Origin of the sequence: Nostoc sp. EspVER01, assembly GCF_034530635.1 — a bacterium.
GTDB lineage: Bacteria > Cyanobacteriota > Cyanobacteriia > Cyanobacteriales > Nostocaceae > Nostoc.
Window position 1 is genome coordinate 13,892 of record NZ_JAVRCS010000006.1, and the last position, 23,013, is coordinate 36,904.

16 protein-coding genes are annotated in these 23,013 nt (G+C 42.5%); 4 read left to right on the forward strand and 12 right to left on the reverse strand.

The window, feature by feature from the left end:
• Positions 1-52: 52 nt before the first annotated feature.
• The 4 genes from rpoB to rpsT form a co-directional block, all read right to left on the reverse strand.
• On the reverse strand, positions 53-3,352 hold the full coding sequence (gene rpoB, locus RMX69_RS07065; RefSeq protein ID WP_289796648.1) for a DNA-directed RNA polymerase subunit beta: 3,300 nt from the start codon (positions 3,350-3,352) through the stop codon (positions 53-55).
• A 139-nt stretch (positions 3,353-3,491) separates the two neighbouring features.
• Positions 3,492-3,824, reverse strand: coding sequence for a hypothetical protein (locus tag RMX69_RS07070; protein ID WP_289796649.1), 333 nt, complete (start codon positions 3,822-3,824; stop codon positions 3,492-3,494).
• Between the two features lie 419 nt (positions 3,825-4,243).
• Positions 4,244-5,041, reverse strand: coding sequence for a TatD family hydrolase (locus RMX69_RS07075; RefSeq protein WP_289796650.1), 798 nt, complete (start codon positions 5,039-5,041; stop codon positions 4,244-4,246).
• A 104-nt stretch (positions 5,042-5,145) separates the two neighbouring features.
• A complete protein-coding gene (gene rpsT / locus RMX69_RS07080) occupies positions 5,146-5,442 on the reverse strand; it encodes a 30S ribosomal protein S20 (protein WP_289796651.1) in 297 nt (98 codons plus the stop codon).
• A 732-nt stretch (positions 5,443-6,174) separates the two neighbouring features.
• On the opposite strand from rpsT, the gene hisD reads away from it, so the two are divergent.
• On the forward strand, positions 6,175-7,476 hold the full coding sequence (gene hisD, locus RMX69_RS07085; RefSeq protein WP_322637012.1) for a histidinol dehydrogenase: 1,302 nt from the start codon (positions 6,175-6,177) through the stop codon (positions 7,474-7,476).
• Between the two features lie 377 nt (positions 7,477-7,853).
• The gene (locus tag RMX69_RS07090) at positions 7,854-8,279 is read left to right on the forward strand and encodes a universal stress protein (protein ID WP_289796653.1); all 426 of its coding nucleotides are present in this window, start codon (positions 7,854-7,856) and stop codon (positions 8,277-8,279) included.
• 371 nt (positions 8,280-8,650) lie between these two features.
• Here the strand turns inward: RMX69_RS07090 and RMX69_RS07095 are convergent, their stop codons facing one another.
• A complete protein-coding gene (locus RMX69_RS07095; RefSeq protein WP_289799969.1) occupies positions 8,651-9,037 on the reverse strand; it encodes a hypothetical protein in 387 nt (128 codons plus the stop codon).
• Positions 9,038-9,343: 306 nt separating this feature from the next.
• Between RMX69_RS07095 and hslO the strand changes: the two genes are divergently transcribed.
• Together hslO and RMX69_RS07105 are read left to right on the forward strand one after the other, a co-directional pair.
• Positions 9,344-10,243: an Hsp33 family molecular chaperone HslO gene (hslO, locus tag RMX69_RS07100; protein WP_322637013.1), complete on the forward strand. Its 900-nt coding sequence runs from the start codon at positions 9,344-9,346 to the stop codon at positions 10,241-10,243.
• Between the two features lie 160 nt (positions 10,244-10,403).
• Positions 10,404-12,485 carry a chromosome segregation ATPase gene (locus RMX69_RS07105; RefSeq protein WP_322637014.1) on the forward strand — a complete coding sequence of 694 codons (2,082 nt, stop codon included), beginning with the start codon at positions 10,404-10,406 and terminating at the stop codon, positions 12,483-12,485.
• Positions 12,486-13,033: 548 nt separating this feature from the next.
• On the opposite strand, the gene RMX69_RS07110 is transcribed toward RMX69_RS07105, so the two are convergent.
• From RMX69_RS07110 to RMX69_RS07140, 7 genes are all read right to left on the reverse strand, one after another.
• On the reverse strand, positions 13,034-14,560 hold the full coding sequence (locus RMX69_RS07110; protein WP_289796656.1) for a hypothetical protein: 1,527 nt from the start codon (positions 14,558-14,560) through the stop codon (positions 13,034-13,036).
• A 454-nt stretch (positions 14,561-15,014) separates the two neighbouring features.
• Entirely contained in the window at positions 15,015-15,893 is an 879-nt protein-coding gene (locus tag RMX69_RS07115; RefSeq protein WP_322637015.1) for an NAD(P)-dependent oxidoreductase, read from the reverse strand.
• Between the two features lie 412 nt (positions 15,894-16,305).
• Complete coding sequence (locus RMX69_RS07120; RefSeq protein ID WP_289796658.1) at positions 16,306-17,484, reverse strand: class I SAM-dependent methyltransferase; 1,179 nt, start codon at positions 17,482-17,484, stop codon at positions 16,306-16,308.
• Positions 17,485-17,607: 123 nt separating this feature from the next.
• Positions 17,608-17,895, reverse strand: a complete 288-nt coding sequence (locus RMX69_RS07125) for a hypothetical protein (protein WP_289796659.1) — start codon at positions 17,893-17,895, stop codon at positions 17,608-17,610.
• 632 nt (positions 17,896-18,527) lie between these two features.
• On the reverse strand, positions 18,528-18,917 hold the full coding sequence (locus tag RMX69_RS07130) for a VOC family protein (RefSeq protein WP_289796660.1): 390 nt from the start codon (positions 18,915-18,917) through the stop codon (positions 18,528-18,530).
• 82 nt (positions 18,918-18,999) lie between these two features.
• Positions 19,000-19,536, reverse strand: a complete 537-nt coding sequence (locus tag RMX69_RS07135; RefSeq protein WP_289796661.1) for a GAF domain-containing protein — start codon at positions 19,534-19,536, stop codon at positions 19,000-19,002.
• A gap of 435 nt (positions 19,537-19,971) precedes the next feature.
• A complete protein-coding gene (locus RMX69_RS07140) occupies positions 19,972-22,284 on the reverse strand; it encodes an Eco57I restriction-modification methylase domain-containing protein (RefSeq protein WP_322637016.1) in 2,313 nt (770 codons plus the stop codon).
• Positions 22,285-23,013: the final 729 nt, after the last annotated feature.

Sequence of the window (23,013 nt, forward strand, 5' to 3'; positions counted from 1 at the left end):
TACGAATTACGTAGCTTGCTTCTCGCCGGAGGCGAGTATTATCAATTACGAATTATTCGTCGTCTTCCAGCGATTCGCGGGAAAGAGATTCGTAAGTTGGTCGAGGAGGTGTGCGACGGGCTGATTGGTCTGCCATCAAATCGACTTCCACATCTAGGGAACTGCCGTCCGTTTGGGTTTCTACCTTGTGTACAGCAATATCTAACCCCAATGATTGCAACTCACGCATTAGCACTTTAAAGGATTCTGGAGTTCCAGGACGAGGAATTGCCTTACCTTTAACGATCGCATTTAACGCTTCATTCCGTCCTTGCATATCGTCAGATTTAACTGTGAGCAATTCCTGTAAGGTGTAAGCCGCACCAAAGGCTTCCAATGCCCACACTTCCATTTCTCCAAACCGCTGACCACCTTGTTGTGCTTTACCACCCAAGGGTTGCTGAGTCACCAGTGAGTATGGGCCTGTGGAACGGGCGTGGATCTTATCATCTACCAAATGCACCAGTTTCAGCATGTAAGCCACACCGATGGTAATTGCTCGGTCAAAGGGTTCACCTGTCCGACCGTCATACACCATGATTTTGCCTGGGTTATCTGGGTTATATACCCAGTCTTTCCCTGTTTCGTCCCGTGCTTCTTGCAATTTGCCATGCACGATTCGGCGAGATGTCTCTTCACCGTACATTTCATCAAAGGGAGTAATCTTAAATCGGACTCCCAAGGTTTGACCAGCCCAACCCAACAGGCACTCAAATACTTGTCCGACGTTCATCCGACTGGGTACGCCCAAGGGGTTAAGTACAATGTCCACTGGTGAACCATCGGGCAAATAAGGCATATCTTCCGCCGGTAATATCCGAGAAATAATCCCTTTATTACCGTGGCGTCCTGCCATTTTGTCGCCAACTTGGATTTTGCGTTTTTGAGCAACATACACCCGGACTACCATATTGGCTCCTGGTGGCAGTTCATCGCCTTGTTCGCGAGTAAACAAGCGCACATCAACTACGCGACCTTTTTCACCGTTTGGTACTCGCAGGGAATTGTCCCGCACATCCCGTGCTTTTTCACCGAAGATGGCACGCAACAGTTTTTCTTCTGGCGGTTGGTCAGATTCACCCTTGGGTGTGACTTTTCCTACTAAGATATCTCCAGCTTCTACCCATGCTCCAATGCGAATGATTCCCTGTTCATCCAACTGACGCAAAGCATCTTCACCGACGTTGGGAATTTCTCTGGTGATTTCTTCTGGTCCTAGTTTGGTTTGTCTGGCTTCAATTTCATATTTTTCAATGTGAATTGAGGTGTAGACATCATCCTGCACCAGTCTTTCAGAAATTAAAATTGCGTCTTCGTAGTTGTAGCCTTCCCAAGGCATATAGGCAACGACGATATTTTGTCCTAGTGCCAATTCACCGCCTTCGGTGGAGGAGCCATCAGCCAATACCTGACCAGCAACAACCCGTTCACCAATGCGGACGAGAGGTTTCTGATTTAAACAGGTGTCTTGGTTTGAGCGTTGGTACTTGGAAAGGGTGTATCTAATTTCGGGGGTATTCGGTTTAGGACGGACGCGAATTTCTGTAGCATCCACATAAGTAACATCGCCATCGGTACGCGATACAACCACCATCCCGGAGTCTCTTGCTCCTTGGGCTTCCAAACCAGTACCCACCAAAGGACGCTCTGGCTTGAGCAGGGGTACTGCTTGCCGTTGCATGTTCGATCCCATCAGCGCTCGGTTAGCGTCGTCATGCTCCAAGAAAGGAATCATGCTGGTCGCTACTGATACAATCTGTACGGGAGATACTGCTACGTAGTCCACCTGCTCTGGTGTTGTGGTGGAAAATTCTTGACGATAACGGACTGGTACTAATGGCCCAATAATGTGCCCGGTTTCATCTACAGGAATATCTCCCGGAGCAACCCGCAGGTCGTCTTCTTCATCGGCTGTCATGTAGGCTGGAGGCAGATCAAATCTGACTCGCCCATTTTCTACAGGTCTAAATGGTGTTTCTAGGAAGCCGTACAGGTTAACCCGCGCATGGGTTGCTAAGGAGCCAATCAATCCGGCGTTGGGGCCTTCTGGCGTCTCAATGGGGCAAATGCGTCCATAGTGACTAGGGTGAATATCTCGCACGGCAAAACCAGCGCGTTCACGGGTTAAACCACCAGGGCCAAGGGCACTCAGACGGCGTTTGTGGGTCAGTTCTGCCAGAGGATTGGTTTGATCCATGAACTGACTTAATTGGCTGGAACCAAAGAATTCTTTAATTGCTGCTACCAGTGGTTTGGGGTTCACCAAGGAAGCGGGAGTTAGCACTTCGGCATCGGATACAGTCATCCGTTCCCGAATGATTCTTTCTAAGCGATTTAAGCCCACCCGCACTTGGTTTTGCAGCAATTCACCGACGCTTCTCACCCGACGGTTGCCCAAGTGGTCAATGTCATCGATATTACCGATGTCATATTCTAGGTTGATCAGGTAATCTACGGCTGCCAAGATATCGCCAGCAGTCAACACGCGCATCGTGTCGGGAACAGAAAGGCGCAATTTCTTGTTGAGCTTGTACCGTCCGACGCGACCAAGGTCATAACGTTTCGGGTCAAAGAAACGAGAATCTAAAAGTTGTTGTCCACCTAAGACGGTAGGTGGTTCACCAGGACGCAGTTTCCTATATAACTCCATCAGAGCTTCTTCTTCAGAGAATTGCCCTTCTTTTTCGATAGTTTTTTGGAAATACTCTGGGTGGCGTAAGGCGTCAAATATTTCGTTGTCTGATAAACCTAAAGCTTTTAGGAGTACCTGCGCTGACAGTTTGCGGGTTTTGTCAATCCGTACCCACACCAAATCGTTACGGTCTGTTTCAAATTTCAGCCATGCTCCCCGATTGGGAATTAAGCTAGCTGAATAAGTACGTCGCCCGTTTTTGTCGATTTCTGATTTGTAATAAACGCCTGGCGATCGCACTATTTGATTGACAATTACCCGCTCGGCTCCGTTAATAATAAACGTGCCGCGATCGGTCATCAAGGGCAAATCACCAATGAATACCTCTTGCTCTTTGATTTCCCCGGTTTCCTTATTAATCAACCGTGTGGGAACATACATTTGGACAGCATAAGTACTATCCCGCCGTTTGGCTTCTTCAACGCTGTACTTTGGCTCCTTGAGTTTGTAGTTATGACCCAAAAAGTGCAGTTCTAATTTGCCCGTATAATCTGTAATAGGACTAAAGGAGTTAAGTTCTTCTATCAGCCCTTCTTCTAAAAACCAGCGAAAGCTCGAACGCTGGATTTCAATCAAGTCGGGTAACAGAAAGGCGGGTTCCATATATGTTTCTTTAGTCATGCCTCTACCTTTGTCAACCTGGTTAAATTTTCCCTTGGACACTGCTCTTTGACGCTTCCCACTTCTAGCCAGTGCCCTTGGCTGTTTGGGAACTTTTTTTTACACACTTGTGGTTTACATCTGTCGGCAAAAGCAGCGATTAAATTTGGCTGTAATGAGCAATTTTCACAAGAAAAATTGCCCTTAATAAGGGATCGAAGTAATGAGTAATGGGTACTATGAAAGCAAGGGAAAAGTTGCTGAAAGTCTTTTTCCTTTGCATCTCATGCGCCATGGAGACAATAGCTTCTCTTGTCAGAGATGCTACGCACAGCTTGCTTAAGAGCAGGGAGAGAAGTCGGCAGAGCCGCCCAACGCCCTGGCTCCCCAATGCCCATTTCAAATAGAATATCCAGTTAAAATATTCCTGAATTTGATTTACTTTCTTCACTTCCCCTCCAAAAAGCGCGTTAATTCGCTGACGCAGCTCCATACAGTGTGTTTTAAATCCACCCCGCTGGTTTATACTCTCAGTGATATTTTAGATATCCTAAGACTGAGGGAATGATCCGCACCTTGTCGATTTTGAATCAGAATCACTTCATTTTGCTGGATTGTACTCACAAGGCAATTTTTGTTTAACGATTTTGAATAGGTTCAATACAAAGTAAAGCGATGTTGTGCAAAAGTCTAGCTTAATTTAGGTTGGCACAGTTAGTCATGTGTGAAGAGCATCCGCTTGTAGAGATTTTGAGGATGGCCAAGCCATAACAGCATGGAAGATTAAGATGAGAAGTTTTATGCTCCTTCTTTTATTATTATGGCGCAATCAAAATGTTTTTGAGGCACTAATATTAGCATATTTTTGTCCCCCTATAGATTTATTTTTTTTACACAACTTCACAAAAGATACTAAAACACATCTGATATTGACAACCCGAATAATTCACAGGCATTTTGGGTGGTTTGATGGGCGATCGCCTCTACCGTTTCCTGACGCAGTTTAGCTACTTGCTCGGCTACATAAAGTACGTAGGCAGGCTCGTTGCGCCTCTCGCCCCGTTTGGGAACTGGAGCGAGAAATGGGCAGTCTGTTTCAATCAGGAGGCGATCGCTACTGACCATTGCAGCGGAGGATTGGATTGCTTTGGCATTTTTAAACGTTACCGTACCGCTAAAGCTGATATAGAAGCCTAAATCGAGAAACCATTGAGTTTCTTCAGGTGTTCCTCCCCAGCAATGCATCACACCCCGCACTCTTTCTCCTTTGAGTTGCCGCCATTTCTGCAACACTTCTTTGGTTGCCACGGCAGCATCACGGCAGTGGATAATCACTGGTAAGTTTAGTTCAGATGCGATCGCCAACTGGGACTCGAACACCATGTACTGTTGCTCATAGTTATCAGCTTTGTAAAAATCCAGCCCCATTTCCCCAATTGCTACAACATTCGAGTCAGAACTCGCTAAAGTTTTGATTTTCTCGGCTGTCTCGCTATTCCATTTATCAGCATCTAAAGGATGTAATCCTACAGCAAAACTAATTTCGGGAAACTCTTGGGCTAGGGATTGAATGCTGGAAAACTCCTCCGGGTGAACACAGGAATGCACTAAACGCACTACACCTGCTTCTTGCCACCGCGATCGCACTATTGCTAAATCTGGCTGAAAACTATCAAAGTTGAGATGTACGTGCGTGTCTATCAGTTGCATCTTTTGTCCTACCCTGCTGGAAGCCGCTGGCGCGTCTATGTTGTTTGTCCTTCGTCATTTGTCGTTTGTTTTGTTACCAATGACTAAGGACAAATTACCAATGACTACTCAGCTGTTGGTGTGACGGGTTTTAGTCTGTGAGCCAATCTTGATTTTTTCCTTGCCCCATTGTTTGGGTGAAGAACACCTCGTTTGATCGCCTTATCAATTTTTCCGTAAGCCTCGGATAACCGAGCCTGTGCTTCTTGTTTTAATTCTGGGCTAGGATTAGCTGTATAAGCAGCTACAGCATTTAGGTATTTCTTCATCAGCGTCTTGACTGCTGATTTGTAAGATTTATTACGCAGTCGGTTACGTTCTGCGATTTGGGCACGCTTAAGAGCAGACTTTGTATTCGCCACAGTCAATTCCAAAAATACGATTATTAATTATGTACACACACTACTAGACTTACTAATATAGCATCCAAATTGCCAATGTTATAATTTCCTAAAAAAAATATGGAATTAGGTTTTGGGGATGAGTGAAGATCAATATTAGTTCCATATTCTTTACTTGCCAATTCAGTATTTCGTCAATTGAGGAAATGCGTTAAAATAAAGTACATCTTCTAAATAACTGTCACCCTAACTGATCACAACCTGGTTAAGCAATGTGATTGCCAATAAATATAATTTGTCTGTAAACCAGATGTATTGTTTAGAGGCAAAAACTGTAAAGAGGTAAATTTCAGGGATTCTCAAGGATAGAACCGATATATCGTGCCTGTACACACATTAACTACTAAAAGTTAGGGAAATTAAGTAAACAATTATACTCAGACCTTACCCCCTGTCAATTCAGGGGATTGGATGTGTAAACACACCATCTACACCCCATAAGAATTGAGGGAAAGGGTGTAAGGATAGGGGAAATGGCACACCTGCTTGCTGCCGCTAGCTATTCAAGGCTTGTCGGATTGAGCAATCAAGTCGCCTTCTCAAGCAAACTATACGCTGGTAGCCTTGAGAGTATCAAAAAAATCCAGGTTAAGCTAGAGAAGAGAATTAGAGTCAGCTTGTACGCCCTAGTGGGTCAAGAGCAATACTAAATCTCAGGTGGCAATATTATAATTTTGGCATAGTCCTTACTCCATGCTGCGAATTATTACTCAGCAGGCAGACGTTAGAGCAGAACTACAACGGATCTGCGATCGCACCCATGACGAACAGGTACTTCACAAAGAAGCAACGGTGCGGGAAATTTTGCAAGCAGTGAAGCGCCAAGGCGACAAAGCTGTATTGCATTACACGGCCGAATTTGACAAACAAACCCTAAAAGCAGAAGAACTCCGAGTTACAGGCTCGGAACTGGATGCAGCCTATCAGCAGGTATCAAAGGAGTTGTTGAGTGCAGTTCGGCTAGCTTGCCGCCAAATTGAAGCGTTTCATCGTCAGCGAGTACCAAAAAGCTGGGTACACTTTGGTGACGATGAAGTAGTACTGGGCAAACGCTACACTCCTGTAGACCGAGCCGGGTTGTATGTGCCTGGTGGCCGTGCCGCCTATCCCAGTACAGTGCTGATGAATGCAATTCCGGCTCATGTTGCTGCTGTACCGCACGTGGTGATGGTAACACCACCAGGCCCAGGGGGTGCAATTAATCCCGCAGTCTTGGTAGCTGCCCAAGAAGCAGGGGTGCAAGAAATTTATCGTATTGGGGGCGCACAAGCGATCGCCGCTTTAGCTTATGGTACAGAAACGATTCCGAAAGTGAATGTGATTACTGGCCCTGGTAACATTTATGTCACCCTAGCGAAAAAACTTGTCTACGGCACTGTCGGTATTGATTCTTTGGCAGGTCCCAGCGAAGTGCTGGTAATTGCCGATGAAACAGCAAATCCGGTGCATGTCGCTGCTGACTTGCTAGCCCAAGCCGAACACGATCCAATGGCGGCAGCGATTTTGTTGACGACAGATGCTGCTTTGGCGAAAAACGTACAATTAGCTTTGGAAAGACAGCTAGTGGATCATCCACGGCGAATAGACACAGAAAAAGCGATCGCTCACTACGGCTTAATTATTGTTGTGGAATCGCTCGAAGCAGCAGTAGAACTCTCGAATGAATTTGCCCCCGAACATCTGGAATTAGAAATCAAAGACCCTTGGGCACTCTTACCACAGATTCGTCATGCTGGGGCAATCTTTTTGGGTTACTCAACACCAGAAGCTGTAGGAGACTATTTGGCAGGCCCTAATCATACCTTGCCAACTTCTGGTGCTGCCCGCTATGCCTCAGCATTGGGTGTTGAAACTTTCCTTAAACACTCTAGTATTATTCAATACTCCCAAACCGCACTGCAAAATGTGGCTGGTGCTATTGATGTGCTAGCAACAGCAGAGGGTTTACCTTCCCATGCTGATTCAGTCCGACGCCGAATTCAGCAAGAAGAGTGATTTGGAATGCTTAATTTTTTCTGATAAGCCAGTGCTGAGTAAAAATCCCAGTCCCTAGAACATTTTTATACGTGGCTGTGAAACTCGTTTGATTGGGACTGGCTTGAGTCACGCTTTCAGTCTCCACAAGTCGGACATTGCCAATAGACAGTAGTTTAGAGGAGAGGAAAAGCCTCTCCCATAAACTCATGAAAAGCTTCTCCAGAAAAGTTGCTATAACCCGTTCTTATTAAAGTTTCGTAAAGCTCACTGACCTATGGCGTAGCTTTAAATCTATAAACTAAGTATCAGATAAAAAATTAGTTTAGTGTCACTGCCGACTAATTTTGCTAGATACTTATGTATGTAAGGGGTCTACTCTTTAGGAGACGAGAGCAGTGCTAAATAGTGTTTTGGTAGCTCTGGACGGTTCGGATATCTCAGAACGAGTAATTCAAGCTTTAGATAATTTGGTGTTTTCAAAAGACGCCAAGGTTATTCTCTGTCATGTGTTTCTCACACCAGAGTCAGAAATGGAACTACCTGCTGATCGCCCTCAGCCAGAGTCCCCAACGTTTTCTTATTTTCATATTGAAAAGCAACTCCAACTATATCAGGAAAAGTTATCAGCCAGAAGTGAGTTAGAGTTAGTAACTGGCGATCCCGCTGAAGAGATTATTCGTCTTGCCAATATTTATAAAGCTGACTTGATCGTAATTGGTAGTCGAGGCTTGATGGGGATGAAACGAATTGTTCAGGGTTCTGTTAGCAGTCAAGTTGTAGAAGAGGCTAATTGTTCAGTATTGGTTGTAAAACCAAGGTAAAGATTTGCAAAGGGAAGCAATGGCTATAACTAGCCCAAAACTAACCTTTGAGGAATACCTGAAATAGATGGCACTGATACGCGCTATGAATTGGTCAATGGAGAACTAATTCCTATGAGTCTGGGAAGTGGTCAACATGGTGCATTAGGGTTTAAGAATTTCAACCTATGCAATTCTGTGTTCTCTGCGTCTGAGGTGGTTAGACAAATTGCTTTGAAACTGCAAAGTCACAGAGGAGGACACTTGCATGAGCGGATTTCCCTACTTGAGCAAAGTGTCCGTGGCACAGAGAGAAAAAAGAGATTTTTCGAGTCACCTTGAAAGGGCTAGCCATAGAGACAAGGAAAATCCCCTTTCTATGTTCAGTCGATTCAACGTTCTTGAGTTGCTAAAAACTGACGCAAGCTCAACAAGCTGAGTGTTTGACCCAAATTCAAGGGCAAAATTGAAATTCCTTCCAAGCGGGACTGTACCCAACCTTCTCCCCAGTACCATTCGTGGAACCCATCAATGCCTCCACTGAGTACTAAGCGTAGGCAATTGGATTTGACAACGTTTACCTGATGATGAATCGCGACTGGCCCAGTCCAGGTTGTAAACTGGAATCCAGGAAGCAGTTTTTCTGGCATACCTGGCGCAAAACGTTGCCCTAAAAGCCATTTTTTTAGTTGCACGGGATGCAGGAGACTGTCACGAATTGCATCCGTTGATGCTTCGATTTCGATCCGCAGTTGGCTTTGTTGAAAATTACCCAGCATTTTTATCGAATTACCTAAAGATTAAGACATCGCTATTTCTAATATTGCAAATAGTTTTTGTCATTAGTCATTAGTCCTTTGTCCTTTGCAAAGAACTAATGACCAATACTTCTCTACAAGAGGCTACGCCCGAAGCGAAGCTATGCCGCAGGCTTTACGACTACGCGGTAGTTGAGCGCAGTCGAAACTCAGTACAAGTGACCAATGACAGCCATTTATTTGCGTAACACCCCACTACGTTACTTTTCTTGCAGCAGAGAACTTAGAATAGAAAAAGTGAACTTGTTAAGAAATGTAAGGTTATTCATGGCGGATCAGTTAATTCGTGCAACAGCAGCCGAAGGTGGAATTCGTGCCGTAGGTGTGGTCACCACACGTTTAACAGAAGAAGCACGGCAGCGCCATAAGCTTTCTTATGTGGCAACAGCAGCACTGGGTCGGACTATGGCGGCGGGCTTGTTAATGGCTTCTAGTATGAAGCGAACTGGATCGAGGGTGAATGTCCGCGTAAAGGGCGATGGGCCTTTGGGTGGCATATTAGTAGATGCAGGCTTAGATGGTACGGTACGCGGATATGTTGGGAATCCATCTATAGAATTGCCTCCTAATGCCAAAAGTAAGTTAGATGTTGGTGGTGCTGTTGGTGGCGGCTACCTCTACGTTGTGCGAGATATCGGTTATGGTTATCCTTACTCTAGTACGGTAGAACTAGTTTCTGGCGAAATTGGTGATGATGTCGCTCATTATCTGGTGAATTCTGAACAAACACCTTCGGCTTTAGTTTTAGGTGTGTTCGTGGGAGCAACCGGAGTAACTGCTGCGGGAGGATTACTGGTACAAATATTGCCCAAAGCCGCTAGAGACGAAGCCTTAGTAGAAACATTGGAATCACGGGTAGCTGGTCTAGCAGGATTTACGCCATTATTGCAAGCTGGCAAGACGTTACCTGAAATCTTTGGTGACTTATTGGGAGATATGGGGTTGGAAATCTTTTCCGAACGCCAAATGTTGCGCTTTCACTGTGGTTGCTCTTTCGATCGCGTTTTGGGGGCACTGAAGATTTTGGGAGAAGCTGAACTGCAAGATATGATTATTAAGGATGATGGTGCTGAAGCAACTTGCGACTTTTGCGGCAACGTCTACCAGGCAAGTAGCGATCAGTTAGCTCAACTAATTTCCGATTTGCAAGCCGAATCTGCTGTTTAAGGATAAAGTATAAAATAGCACTGATTTTTGAGATTGATAATGGTACTCTGTGGAGAGAGATAATCAAAAAAGTAGCTTTTTAATGATGAGAAAGTTACTATGTCAACAATGGAATTATCAACCTAAAACAGAGCGCTATTCAATTATTTTGGTGTGAGAGATGACAGAGCGGGATATTCCAGACAGTTGGTCTTCAGCCAGTGGAAGAGAGCCAGATCAAAACAAAAGATTATCCCGAACAGAAAAATTCGGTGAAACTCAGCCATTTGATGTCCCAGCTACTGGTTCTACCTCCAAGTCAGTGAAGCGGCGAAAAAAAAACCATACGAAAGGATTACCTATAAATAGTAATTCAGAAGAAACTGCCCAACTCAATAGTACTTCTGGAAAATGGCCACGCTGGATGAAAAGCTGGACATTGTGGCTAGTACTACTAATGTTGATTCCCGGCAGTGTCGGATTCTTGGCAATGGCAATGCTGCTAAAGTTGCCAACTGCCCCTAATTGCCCATCGATTTTTTGGCCGCTAGCTAGTGCTTCTGTGCGGTTGCATTGCGCTCAGTTAGCGGCTTCTAAGCAAACAGTGAACGACCTATTGCAAGCGATCGCTCTGGTGAAGCAACTACCACAAAATCACCCGTTGCATGGAGAAATCGATCGTTTCATCGAAGAATGGTCGCGGGATATTTTGAAGCTAGCCGATCAAAGTTTCCAAACAGGGAATTTAGAGGAAGCGATCGCGACTGCTCGTAAGATACCCGAAGATGTAGCAGCTTATAAATTAGTCAATGAACAAGTTGACAAATGGCAGTCGATTTGGTCAAAGGCTGAAGCCACATACAACGGTGCGATCGCCGAAGTAAAGGAACGGCGCTGGCAATCGGCGTTCATGTTATCCGCTAAAATGCTGCGCGTAGACAATCAATATTGGGCGGGTATCAAATACGACCAATTGAATCGTCTAATTGCCACAGCACGGGAAGATGGCGATAAGTTAGGAAAAGCCGAAAGTTTAGCAAACAGCAAAGTAGTCGATAATATCCTAAAAGCGATCGAGTTAGCCGAGTCCATTGGGCAGGAAAGTTACCTTTACCAAAAAGCTCAGGAAGCGGTTCCAGCATTTGGACGCAAAATGCTGGAATTGGCACAGGCGAAACTAGACAAGCAGGATGCGGATGAAGCACTGAATATTGCTAGGCAAATACCGGAAAGTACGAAACTACAAGGCGAAACTGATGACTTTATTGCCATAGCTGACGCCAAAAGGAGTGCTTGGATCGGTAATGTTTCTGGTTTAGAGGCAGCGATCGCGCAAGCGCAACAAATAGATCCCTCCAGACCAGTGTATAACGAAGCACAGCAACTAATTGCCCGTTGGCAGTTGGAAATTGAAGATGTTGCCCATCTAGAAAAAGCGAGAATATTGGCTAGCCAGGGAACAGTCCCGAATTTAACAGCAGCGATCGCCCAAGTACAGCTGATTCCTGCTAGTAATCCCAGAGGCGCAGAAGCAAGGCAAGAGATCGGTCGCTGGAATGCCCAAGTGGAGACAATTGAAGATCAACCTTACTTAGATCGCGCCGATCAGATAGCAATATTCGAGGATATTAACTCCTTGCAAGCTGCGATCGCCCAGGCGAGCGAAATTCGTAGAGGTCGTGCATTATATCCAGAAGCACGGAAAAAAATTCGTACTTGGGTAGGAAAGATTGAGCGAATTCAAGACCAACCTTACCTAGATCAAGCACAAGAACTGGCCCAGAGTGGAAATCTCACCGCCGCCATTAGCACAGCTCAACAAATAGCCTCATCGGGAAGGGCGCTTTCACAAGAAGCACAAGCTGCGATCAATGACTGGGAAGGGCAAATTCGCACTAGAGAAAACTGGAAAAAAGCCCAGGAAGTGGGTGCGGCTGGCACTCCAGAAGCCTTGGTTGAGGCAATACGACTGGCGGATCGAGTTTCAAACAATAGCATCTTACGTATGGATGCAAATCAGGCTATTGACCAATGGAGTCAGCAATTGCTAGAAATAGCACGCACTCAAGGTCAGTCTGATATTGCTAGAGGCATTGACATTGCCAAATCGGTTCCACGCGGTAGTGCTGCTTACAGTGCAGCGCAAGAGCAAATTAAGACTTGGCAGGATTTTCTCAATCCTCAACCCGAACCTCAGCCTCAGCCTTCGTCTGTGCCTGAATCTCTACCATTTCCCCGCTCAACTACTATTAATGGTCAGTGATCGTCTATTAGAGCAATTTTCGAGTCAATAGAAGACAGTCTGGCTACTCACTAAGCATCTCAATATCACCGATAGTGAGCAGTATTACTAATCTTTATCCTCAGTAAGCTCGACTTTATCCAAAATTAAAAACTTGGCTTTCTTTATTCGGCAAAAACCCTGGCTTTTTGGCAAATACTTTTTCCACGTCACAGATTATGGATGAAGTTAAAAAAGTAAAACTACCGTCCCACAAAGGTTTCAGCGATAGTGTTCGCGTTGCAAAAAAATGGATAAAGTCGAGGTAAGAGGTTGTTTGAAAAGTTGTAAAGTATATATACTCAAAATCTCTCTCTCAGCCTCTCCCCAAAAGGTCGAGAGGATTAAAAAAAACTCCATTCCATGCAAGAGAATGGAGTCCAGGAAGAGTTAGTTTTTCGAGACTTAGATGTTACAAAAATACTTTTCAAACATCCTATCCTTGAAGATGTTAAGTTTTCTTACTGAAATAATCACGACGCTATGACCAGAGACAATCTAGGATTAAACTCTTTAGCCTAACCAAATCTTCAATTCTTAACTGGGTTTCTGCCAAGCGGATTTCTGCCAAGTGGATTTCTGCCAAATAGCTTGATGATGGTTTCAGCAAATTCTTTATTGTCGTAAAATTCATGCATCAAAGTAATAGGTTGGGAATAAAGTTGATCGCTGGAAAAGATCGACTTCCAATCTAGTTGGGTGTTATTAACAACTCCAACATCTTTCATCTTTTTGAGGAATTCGTAAGCAATCAACCCTTGACCAATGGCAGATGGATGAATCCCATCTAAACTAAATAGTCCACCTTGCCGTAGTCGTCCAGTTGTGTCTGCGTGGTAGTATTTTGTATTGACCTGGGGATAGGCAAACTTGAATTCTTCTGGGAATTCATACTGCACTTGTCCGGCATTTCGCTTGAAGGCAATTTGTTGTAAAGCATTGGCGAGATCGACAATATGATAGCGTGGTTGCGAATACTGACTGTTCTTAGTCTTGACGAGTTCTTTGATTACTTTATTGTATCTGCGAATACAGTCATCTATGTAGAGGGCATCTTGTAGCGTCAGGTATAAGGTTCCGGTCTCTCGAACCGTATCCTCTTCAAAGGGGAAATAAGTGTAGTATTTGTAGTAAGATGAAGGTTTATCCTCTCCCGGTACATCAATTTCAGTAGTTGAACCTACGCCTTTTGCCAATGGCGCAATAGTTACAAGCGGTACTGTCCCAATGAAGACATTCCAATTAGGGTTGGTGTTGTTTTGCATGATTCCATCAACCCGATTGAGCAATTCTCGATATTCAGCCTCGAAATCATTGGGATGCCACAGGTTCCATTGTTCTCTTACCTCACGGAATGATTTGGGATTTTGAGCTGGGTTGTTAAGAGTCTGATCTGGGTCATTGGGAGTTTGATTAATTTGTAAACCGATCACAGTTCCAAGTGCATTGTTTGCTCCTAACCAGAGAATTAAATTCTCAACTCCCTCTAGAGCGGTTGCATGATGGTTCAACCAATCAAGTTGGCTATAGTCGTTAAAAAGAGGATTTAAAGACGGGTTGAGAACTTTAAGTGCAATTCGATAGAAGGCAGCATTGGGCAGAGTCAAGAAACCAGGCTTGCCATCTCCCTTGTCGTTACTAAGTTTAATTTGATACTTGCAGATATTGGGTGTTATCATCCAAGAATCAGCAATATCAAAGCCCTGAATTGCTACATTGTGGAAGAATTCACTTCCTCCTGGATAAGGCTGTTCAGCACTACCTGCTCCCCGTTCAAAGAAATCTTCAGTTTCATCAAGTACACTCTCAAAAGTTGGCAATATGGTCAGCCAATCTAGGGCGTTGATATCTGAGCCATATCTTTTTTCCAAACGTCGTAGAATCTTCTCAATATTGGCTGGTAGGCCGCCCATAAACCATTCAGGATATAGATATTGAGTACCAACTGCTTGCCCCATTGACCTAGCAATCAAAGTTGAAAAACAAAGGTCTGTCCGGGCTGCTGCCAAAGACATAAAGCCTTGAGAAACACTGTCGCCAATTGTAAAAAGCCTCATTTAATACCTTTTAAATTATTTCTTTGCGTGTAAATACTATGAAAAAAATCTTAATCCCAAAAGTATATTCGGAATTTGACTATAGACTATATTTTAATTTTAAAAAGTTTTAATTTATAATTTTGGAGGAGCGTACAAGTCAATACGTTTAGGTTAAGAAAAATTGCACTTACTGTCTTGAATATTAGCAAAGCCCAATATGACCAAGGTATTTGTTGGGCTTTGATCGTCAAACGCCACTTGACGTGAGAATAAACTGCTGTCAGAGATTCTACGCGAATAAGTTGACGAAACTAACAGCACTTGCTTCTTTGAAAGGAAGACGGTGGGCGTAGCTTGCTTAGACATCTTGCAACAGTAGCTTTTGCAAGATGGTAGGGTAAGGGAAAATTTCATACCTTTACCCTTTTCCCCACAATCCATTGACTTCAGGTGTGAGATGAGCTTAAAGTCTTTATTCGCCGATCGCTTCTCCCCATTCCTTAATGACTGAAAATATTGATGAGTAATCATCATCAGCAAATGACATTTTTACGGCTGTTTGCAAGATTTGCCGCACTCCTTTAATACTGCTAAGATCCAAACTTTGAGATTTTGCTTCTGAGATAAATAATTCCGTATCTTTAAGTAAGTATTTTGTAGGAAAATTAGCATCGGCATAATTGCCACATAACATCAGTTGTAGCTTTTTGTCAAAGATAGGTGCGTAGAAGGAACTGTCGCGTAAGATTTGCATAAACACATCCACATCTACACCTTGACGCTGGACAAAAGCTAGACTCAGAGCAAAGCTAGTTGTTAGAGAAGCTATTAGTTGATTTAGTGCCAATTTAAGCGCCGCCGCAGATCCCACTGGCCCGATAAGTAAAGGTTCTGCCCCAAAATTTTGGAGTAACTTCAAGTGATGTTCGTATTGTTCTGGCTCGGCCCCTACCATAACACTCAATTTACCAGCTTTTGCTTCTGGGATACCCCCTAATACGGGCGCTTCTAAATACTCACCACCACCCCCAACAACTGCATCTCTAATTTCCTGGCTTTCTGTGGGCGTAATTGTTCCCATTTGGATGATTGTGCGCCCTTTCAAAGTTTGCCAAGCAGTATCTGAAAGCAACACGTTATAAATGGCTGGGGCATTAGTCAGCATGAGAATTATACACTCAGCAGCACGAATGGCGTGGCGGGGATGTGTAGCAATTTCAGCCCCAGCTGCTTGTAGTGGTGCTAATTTTTCTGGGGTACGATTGTAGACAATTAGCTGTATATCTGCGGCTAATAACCTTTGAGCCATTGGTAGTCCCATCAGTCCAGTTCCCAGAAATGCCACCTTCATTTTTTATGTTCCTTTAATACAGCGTCACCAATAGCGTTGGCGTAGCGTCTCTATGATAGGGTGCGCCAACGCTTAGAGCGAGTCATTGAGCTTTCATAGCCCATCGTGAACATCGCATTGTTTGATTCAAATTTAGTTGGGAAGTAGTTGTTTGAAATTTAAAATACAGTCATAAATCCCAGTTTTCTTACTTCCTAACTCTGGCAATCAACCACCGGCAGCAAAAGTCAACATAATTATCACTGAAAGTAATATACCAGGGGTAAGTAGTGTTACTAGCATTAACAGGTCATGAGTGGACATAATTATTACTTTGGTAGTGTGTTTAACTTTACTGTAATCACTGTTATGCTAGTCCAAATAAGACTGATACTGCATTCTTAAATAGAGTTTTAACTTTTCAAATTTACGCTTACTCTGGCAGGATCAATCCTTTTAATGGTTGAGATATTTCTGTATTGTCCAGATTTTTGCCCTGAATTAAGACTCCAAAGCCGCCGAGTCCTGTGGGATCTAGAAGTTGGTGTAGTGCGTTCCGATGCTGTAGTAACTGCGAGAGAGGTTCCTTTTGCTCGGAAAGGGCTGCAATACGATCGCCTAATCCCAACGCCATCAAAAATAATCCCTGCTGGATAAAACCAACATTTTTTAAATTGCACTTCTCGCCCCAGCGTTCCAAAACCGTAAAGTCAACATGGGCAGTGATATCTTGTCGCCCAATATTGATATAAGGGTTGTCATGGAAACGGTGCTGATAATAGCACTGTAGCGTTCCCTGCGATCGCCTGGGATTGTAGTAACGGCTGGCGGGGTAGCCATAATCAATTGTTAACACATAGCCGCGCTGCAAGCGGTCTGCTACTATACTCAACCAGTTTAGAGCAGCTAAATTAATTTCACTACGGTAGCCATCTGGATATGCACTTTGGGTAAAGTTCATTTCCACTAAGTCTAAATATTCAGCTAGTTGGGGCGTTGAAGGTTCCCCTGTGACTTCCACAAATGATGAGCAGATTTCTTTCTCATTACTATCTGTAGTTACATAAATTTCTCGGAGTTCTCCCGTTTCTAGGATGAATTGATGCACGGGGAAAGCATCTACTAACTCGTTAGAGAAAAAGCAACCTGCGATCGCATTTGGTGGTATTTCCTCTAAATTACACCAACGCACCGGTAAATCTTGCAAGCGTTGCTGCTGTTCTTGTCTTAAAGTTGGGGACTTTTCAACAATAATGTACTCTAGGGCGGTAAAAAAATCTGGGGAGTGCTGTTGATGATATTTAAGGATATGCAAAGCTAGCAATCCTTGACCTGCTCCCATTTCTACCAGAGAAAAGGTTACAGGCTTTCCTAAAATCTCCCACATCTGAAAAAATTGTTCTGCTAGTAACTCACCAAAGTCAGCACAGAGGTTAGGAGAGGTGAAAAAATCACCACCTTTAAAGCCAATTTTGAGTGCATCGCTGGAATAGTAGCCGTATTCAGGGTGGTATAGTGCCAAATCCATGAATTGGGCGAAAGTAATTCGTTGCTGAGGATTGGTGGTAATATGATTTGCGATCACCGCACACAGCAAAGCATTGGAATCCATAAAATCTTTCATTGTGGTTTTAGCCTGCTGCTCGTAGTAATCTTTTATAGGCAGCAGTAGCTTCAGTATGCAAAGGCTCAGTCTGATAGTGCAAACAAAGCAACCCAGAGGTATCGAAGAGCATCAACCCTCCTCGTGGTTACTGGCATACTCTCTCACCAAATCTGCATCAATGCTCTCATTGTTCAAATCAACGGTGTGTTCGAGATTAAGTGCCCCAAAATGGCGTTCAAATCTGGCTCGTGCTGTCTCCTTTTGTGCTTCAGACAGTAACAATTTAAAAACTTGCCCAAACTGTTGCTCTAGCAACGTTGCAGCTAGCCGTTCAGGAGGAACACCAATTGCCTCAGCCTGTCGCTGAATTGCGGCGAAAATCTGATCGTTCAGTTCCACTGTCAGAAGGTGAGTCATAGAAGTATGGAACATAGCTAGAGGCTATGGTAATTATAGCTTTGCTTGTTTGAAGCCCGAATTAGTAAAACCCTTACGCAATGGTAATTACAATTACGTAAACCCTGCGGCATAGCTTTGCTTAGAGCGTAGCGCGGCGTTCGCAATACATTGGTTTCCACTTAACGCGAAACCTCACGTCTGCCAGGGATTGTAAATCCCTGTCTCATAGCTAAAGTCCTCTTCAGAGGACTTTAGAGCGCGAAAATTTTCAGTCTACTTCAGTAGACTTGAGCAATTAGTCTCTTAATTATATTCCCTGGCGGGTGAACAACACCTAATCAGTACGCTATTTTTGGTTTAAGTTGACACGCATGATTCGCAATAGCAGCCCATTACGAATTAACACTCTTTTATTACTCTGAAAAAATAAAATATTTGTAGTAGCGCGGCAAGTTTAAAATATTGGGTTTATAAGTGTGAAATAACCAAAACTTAACTATGGTTGATTACTTAACCCCACAAATTAGACTAGACGCGTTACTACGCCTAGATTTATAAAAACTAATTACAACACAGGTTTCTAATTTTTATCTCATGAGAGTCATAAAACAGCGTTAAGCATTCGTGTAGCGTCTTGTAGAGAAGCAGTACTAGCCACTCACCAACGACACCAGCACGCCATTGGGATCGCGGACACGAGCAATCATTTGTCCCCCAGGCTGACTTTTAGGAGCATCTAATGCTTTTGCACCAGCCCCGATCGCTCTCATGTAAGCACTGCCAACATCAGGAGTAATAAATGATATTTGGATTAATGCTGGTGGTTGTGTAGCATCATTGGGATGGCAGCCACCAGGAAATAACTTCTGTGCCTCGCTACTAGAGGAGAAAGCTAGTGTGGTGTTTCCGGTTTCGATTTCCGCCCAGATAGATTGTCCCTTATCCACGAGAGTGCGACGAACCAGACCAAAGGCTTTTTCGTAAAACTCAACGGTTTTAACTACATCGTCTACCCAAATAACCGTGTAAGCAAATTTCACAGTTCTTTCTCCTTAACTAAAAAAATCAGTGTTGGCAAGGATTTCTGCTACTTAACTGTATGCGATTTGAATACACAGTGACTTAACTCTCCAAAATATTACGATCCGTTGCTAGAGTTTGTGCCCCTGCTTGCATCATTTCTATATCTGATGCCGACCAATAATGAGGCCCTTGACAGTGATGTGCTACTAGTAATCCCCATAATTTTCTAGGGATGACAATTGGTGCAACCAAGTTGGCGCGAACCTGCATATTGCGGAGAAAATCTCGGTGACAAGGCTGGATTGGCTCTAATTCAATATCAGCGATCGCCTTTACCCGTCCTGCTAAGTATAAAGCAGCATACTCGCTGTTAAAACAATCATCTGGGCCAGTGGAACCAAGTATTGAAAATTCTTTAGAACTTAAAGATTCAAAAGTCACTTGTCCTTGCCACTGCCCGTAAAAATAATACAACACCACCCGATCAACCTGAAGCGACTCTCTGAGTTGATTGGTCGTTTGCCGCACTAACTCATCGCGCTGCATTGATCTAACAAGGCGATCGAGCAAATTTTGCAAACCCTGTTCACGGCGATCGCGGCTATGGTTAAATTCGGAGAGAGGATGAATTTTCACGGTTCTAATATGACGACTAAGTAAATGCTGCCGGATTTATATAGTAATTTATTACACTTTATTTAAATACATTATTGTATTGATAGCAGCAATTCAATTTTAACGAAACACAATAGTAGTAAACCTCTCGGTAAATTTTAAATAAATTATTAAGAAGTTGCAATTTTTAATTAATCTGTACTAAGGATGATTCCAAATTATAAATTTAGTGTTAAAAATATTAGAATTTTACAGATAATATGTATCTTGAGTTTTTTATAGCATAAATTATTTATTGCGATCTAATCTGCGAGTTTTCACCAAATCACAAGTCAATTTGTATTCACAGTTACATAAAATCATCAGCAAACATAGTTTGGATAAGACCAAAACCCTTGTAGAGACGGCGATTTATCGCGTCTCAAAAACCCAAGCGTATTGCCAGCTATCTTTGCTTTAATGAGTTAATGCAACTCTTTGTGATTCTGCAAACATTGAGGCAAAATTACGATAAGCCTCTAATGCTGCTTCTTTAACTGTTGCATTCACAATGGGAAATGTTGTGAGGATGTAGCTAAATTCATCTTCGGTTAAACCGTAAAGGTGTGCTACCATTCCATCGAGTTCGGCGCGTAATTTGGCGCGTTCTGCTTCGTCGGTAACGTCTTGTTGATGGGAACCTAAACCGACTTCTTGCGCGAGTTCGTCAAATTCTGGTGTGGTGCAGATGAGTTTGGCGGCGCGTTGTACAATATCGTTGAAGCTGCGATCGTTTTTTGTTAAACGTGGAACGGGTGTTGCATATACGAAAAAAAATGAAAGATGATTAGTAATACTTCGTCTTAAATATGCATCTATAATAAACGAATTCATTATTGTACAAATATAAAGTTTTTCAGCATTGCTGATTAATTGGTAATTAGGGTTAATTTTTCCGTTTTCGACACGAACATCATAAACTTGCTCTAGAGAAACTGTATGCGGGCAAAAAACATTTTTTGGCAATATAGTCATAATCATAGAACGCTCATTAGTGCTAGCAGTTACGTCACGAAAAGCTAGCCTATAAGATTGATAATCAAGAAATATTTGTACACCATCAGATACTTTAATAGAAAATTCTTTACTAATTTTATCTATGTATTTTTGACGTGGTGATAATAACTGTTTAGCTGCTTCAGTTTCATTAAGCCAATACTTAGGTTCACTCCATTTATGAATGAATTGGTGAAATACTTTACCTTCATAGAGTGGTAGCATCTCTGTTTTTTGTTCTTTAAAATAGAGATGACTATCATTTGTCATATCAAACTCATGGGTTAAACGTAAATTCCACTTATCATCTATTTTTTTACCCAACAAAGGGAACTTAAGCATTTTCTGAGAAATGCGGATATCTAATGCATTTTTAAACTCCATTACAGATAGCGAATGTTCTTGCAATTCATGGCGCATAAATGCAGATGCAAACTCAGTTGTTGTACTACCTTTAACAAAAGTAAGAACAACTATTTTAAAACTGCGATGAACACCTTCAAAAATTTCTTTACGATTTTCAAGACAGAATAAACCAGTCACTTTAGTTTGACTAAACAACATCTCCCGCAATTGCTTAGTCCCCAAATCAGTGTAGATACCACTAGGAATTACAATTCCACACTCACCGCCTAAACGCAAAAGATTAAAACATTGTTCTGTAAACAGCTTATAGAGATTAATATCCGTACCTGCTTTTTTACCATTCACTACAGAAATCTGATTTTTATACTGTTCAGATGAACGATAATAAGCACTGACATAAGGATATTGACTTTGATATTCTAACCAAGCACTTGCAATTATTGGATTTTGTAATAGTTTATTTTGTTCTTTCTCAAAATCCTTAATATCCATCTTGTTCTTTGTCACAAGTTCATTATGCTGTGCAAAGAACTCTTTCGCCTGTGGCTTAAATATTTCCCACGGCGGATTAGTAATAATCGCATCAAAGCCACCGCGTTCTAAAACCTCATTAAAATGATAACCCCAGTGAAACGGCTTCAAAGCTGCAATATCCTCAACCTTCAAAACCCGCTTCTGTGATTTTCCAGTTAACTGAACTTCCTCATACTTGATACCCAAACGCTTACTAAACTCATCCAACAGCAAAAGATTTAACTTTTCTTGCGATTTTTTTTTGAGTTGTTCAATATTTCTGCGGATGTGTATCAATCGAGTATCTTTAGGTGTATCTGTATCGGGTAATTGTTTAGGTGAGAAAGCGTGTTCTTTGTACAACTCAACAGATTTATTCTTTTCTTCTAAAATCTTCTTATAATTATCTGCGGCTAAAAACTGTAATAGATTTCCTTGTAGTGAATTTCCCACTACATCAACAGCAGTATCATCAACTTTAATTAAACCAATCAGCAAATTACCCGCCATAATATTAAAATCAATATTAGGCAAAGGCTCTAACTCTTCCACATCATTAGCAGAAGAAACCAACGCTAAGAAAAGACGCAGTTTAGCAATTTCTGTTGCTTCCTCCATGATATCTATACCATAGAGGTTATCAGAAACAATCCGCTTTTTGATAAAATAAGGTCGTGATGGATGGGAATTTTCTATCTCTTCAAGCTTATTTTTGAGAATGCCATCATCCATCAATTTAATTGTTCCGAACACCGCACTATAAACTTGGATGAGCGTCTTCATCGCCGCCACGAGAAAAGCACCAGAACCGCAAGCTGGGTCAAGAATTGATAAATTAGGAAGAATATCATCCATTAGTAGACGACAAACATTTGTATCCAGCTTGATAAGAAGTTCGTTAATATCCGTTTAGAAAATAAAAAAAACAGCATGGTAAATTTGCCACTCAGAAAATAAATCTGTGGCTCTAAAAATAAAGTCCGCGTTGGCGGACTTTAAGAAACCCTCTTTAGACGAGTTAAATTTTTACCCATGCTTTTTATACTTTATAAATCCTTTACATTTAATTAGGCTGAGAAATAATACGGAAAAATTATCAATTTATTTGAATGTCGGCTTTATTTATCCAGACGTGATTTTTAATTGTCAGGTAGATTTGCTGATTACTTTATCAAAACGCCTAATTGCTTTATAAAAATGCCTGTTTACTTTCTCAAAACACTGAAATGCTTTCTCAAAAGAAGCTTTTACTTATTCAAACCCCAGTTTGCTTTCTCATTTCAGTGTTTTCCGCAAGCAAGAGCTGCTTTTACTTATTCAAACTCAGGTTTGCTTTCTCATTTTGGTGTTTTCCGCAAGCAAAATAAGCTTTTACTTATTCAAACTCAGGTTTGCTTTCTCATTTTGGTGTTTTCCGCAAGCAAAATAAGCTTTTACTTTCTCAAACCCCAGTTTGCTTTCTAATTTCGGTGTTTTCCGCAATATAACAAAGACACGATAAATCGCCGTCTCTACAAAGGGTTAATTATTGTAGAGACGGCGATTCATCGCGTCTCTTGCCATTGGGTATAAGCGTAAGTTGAG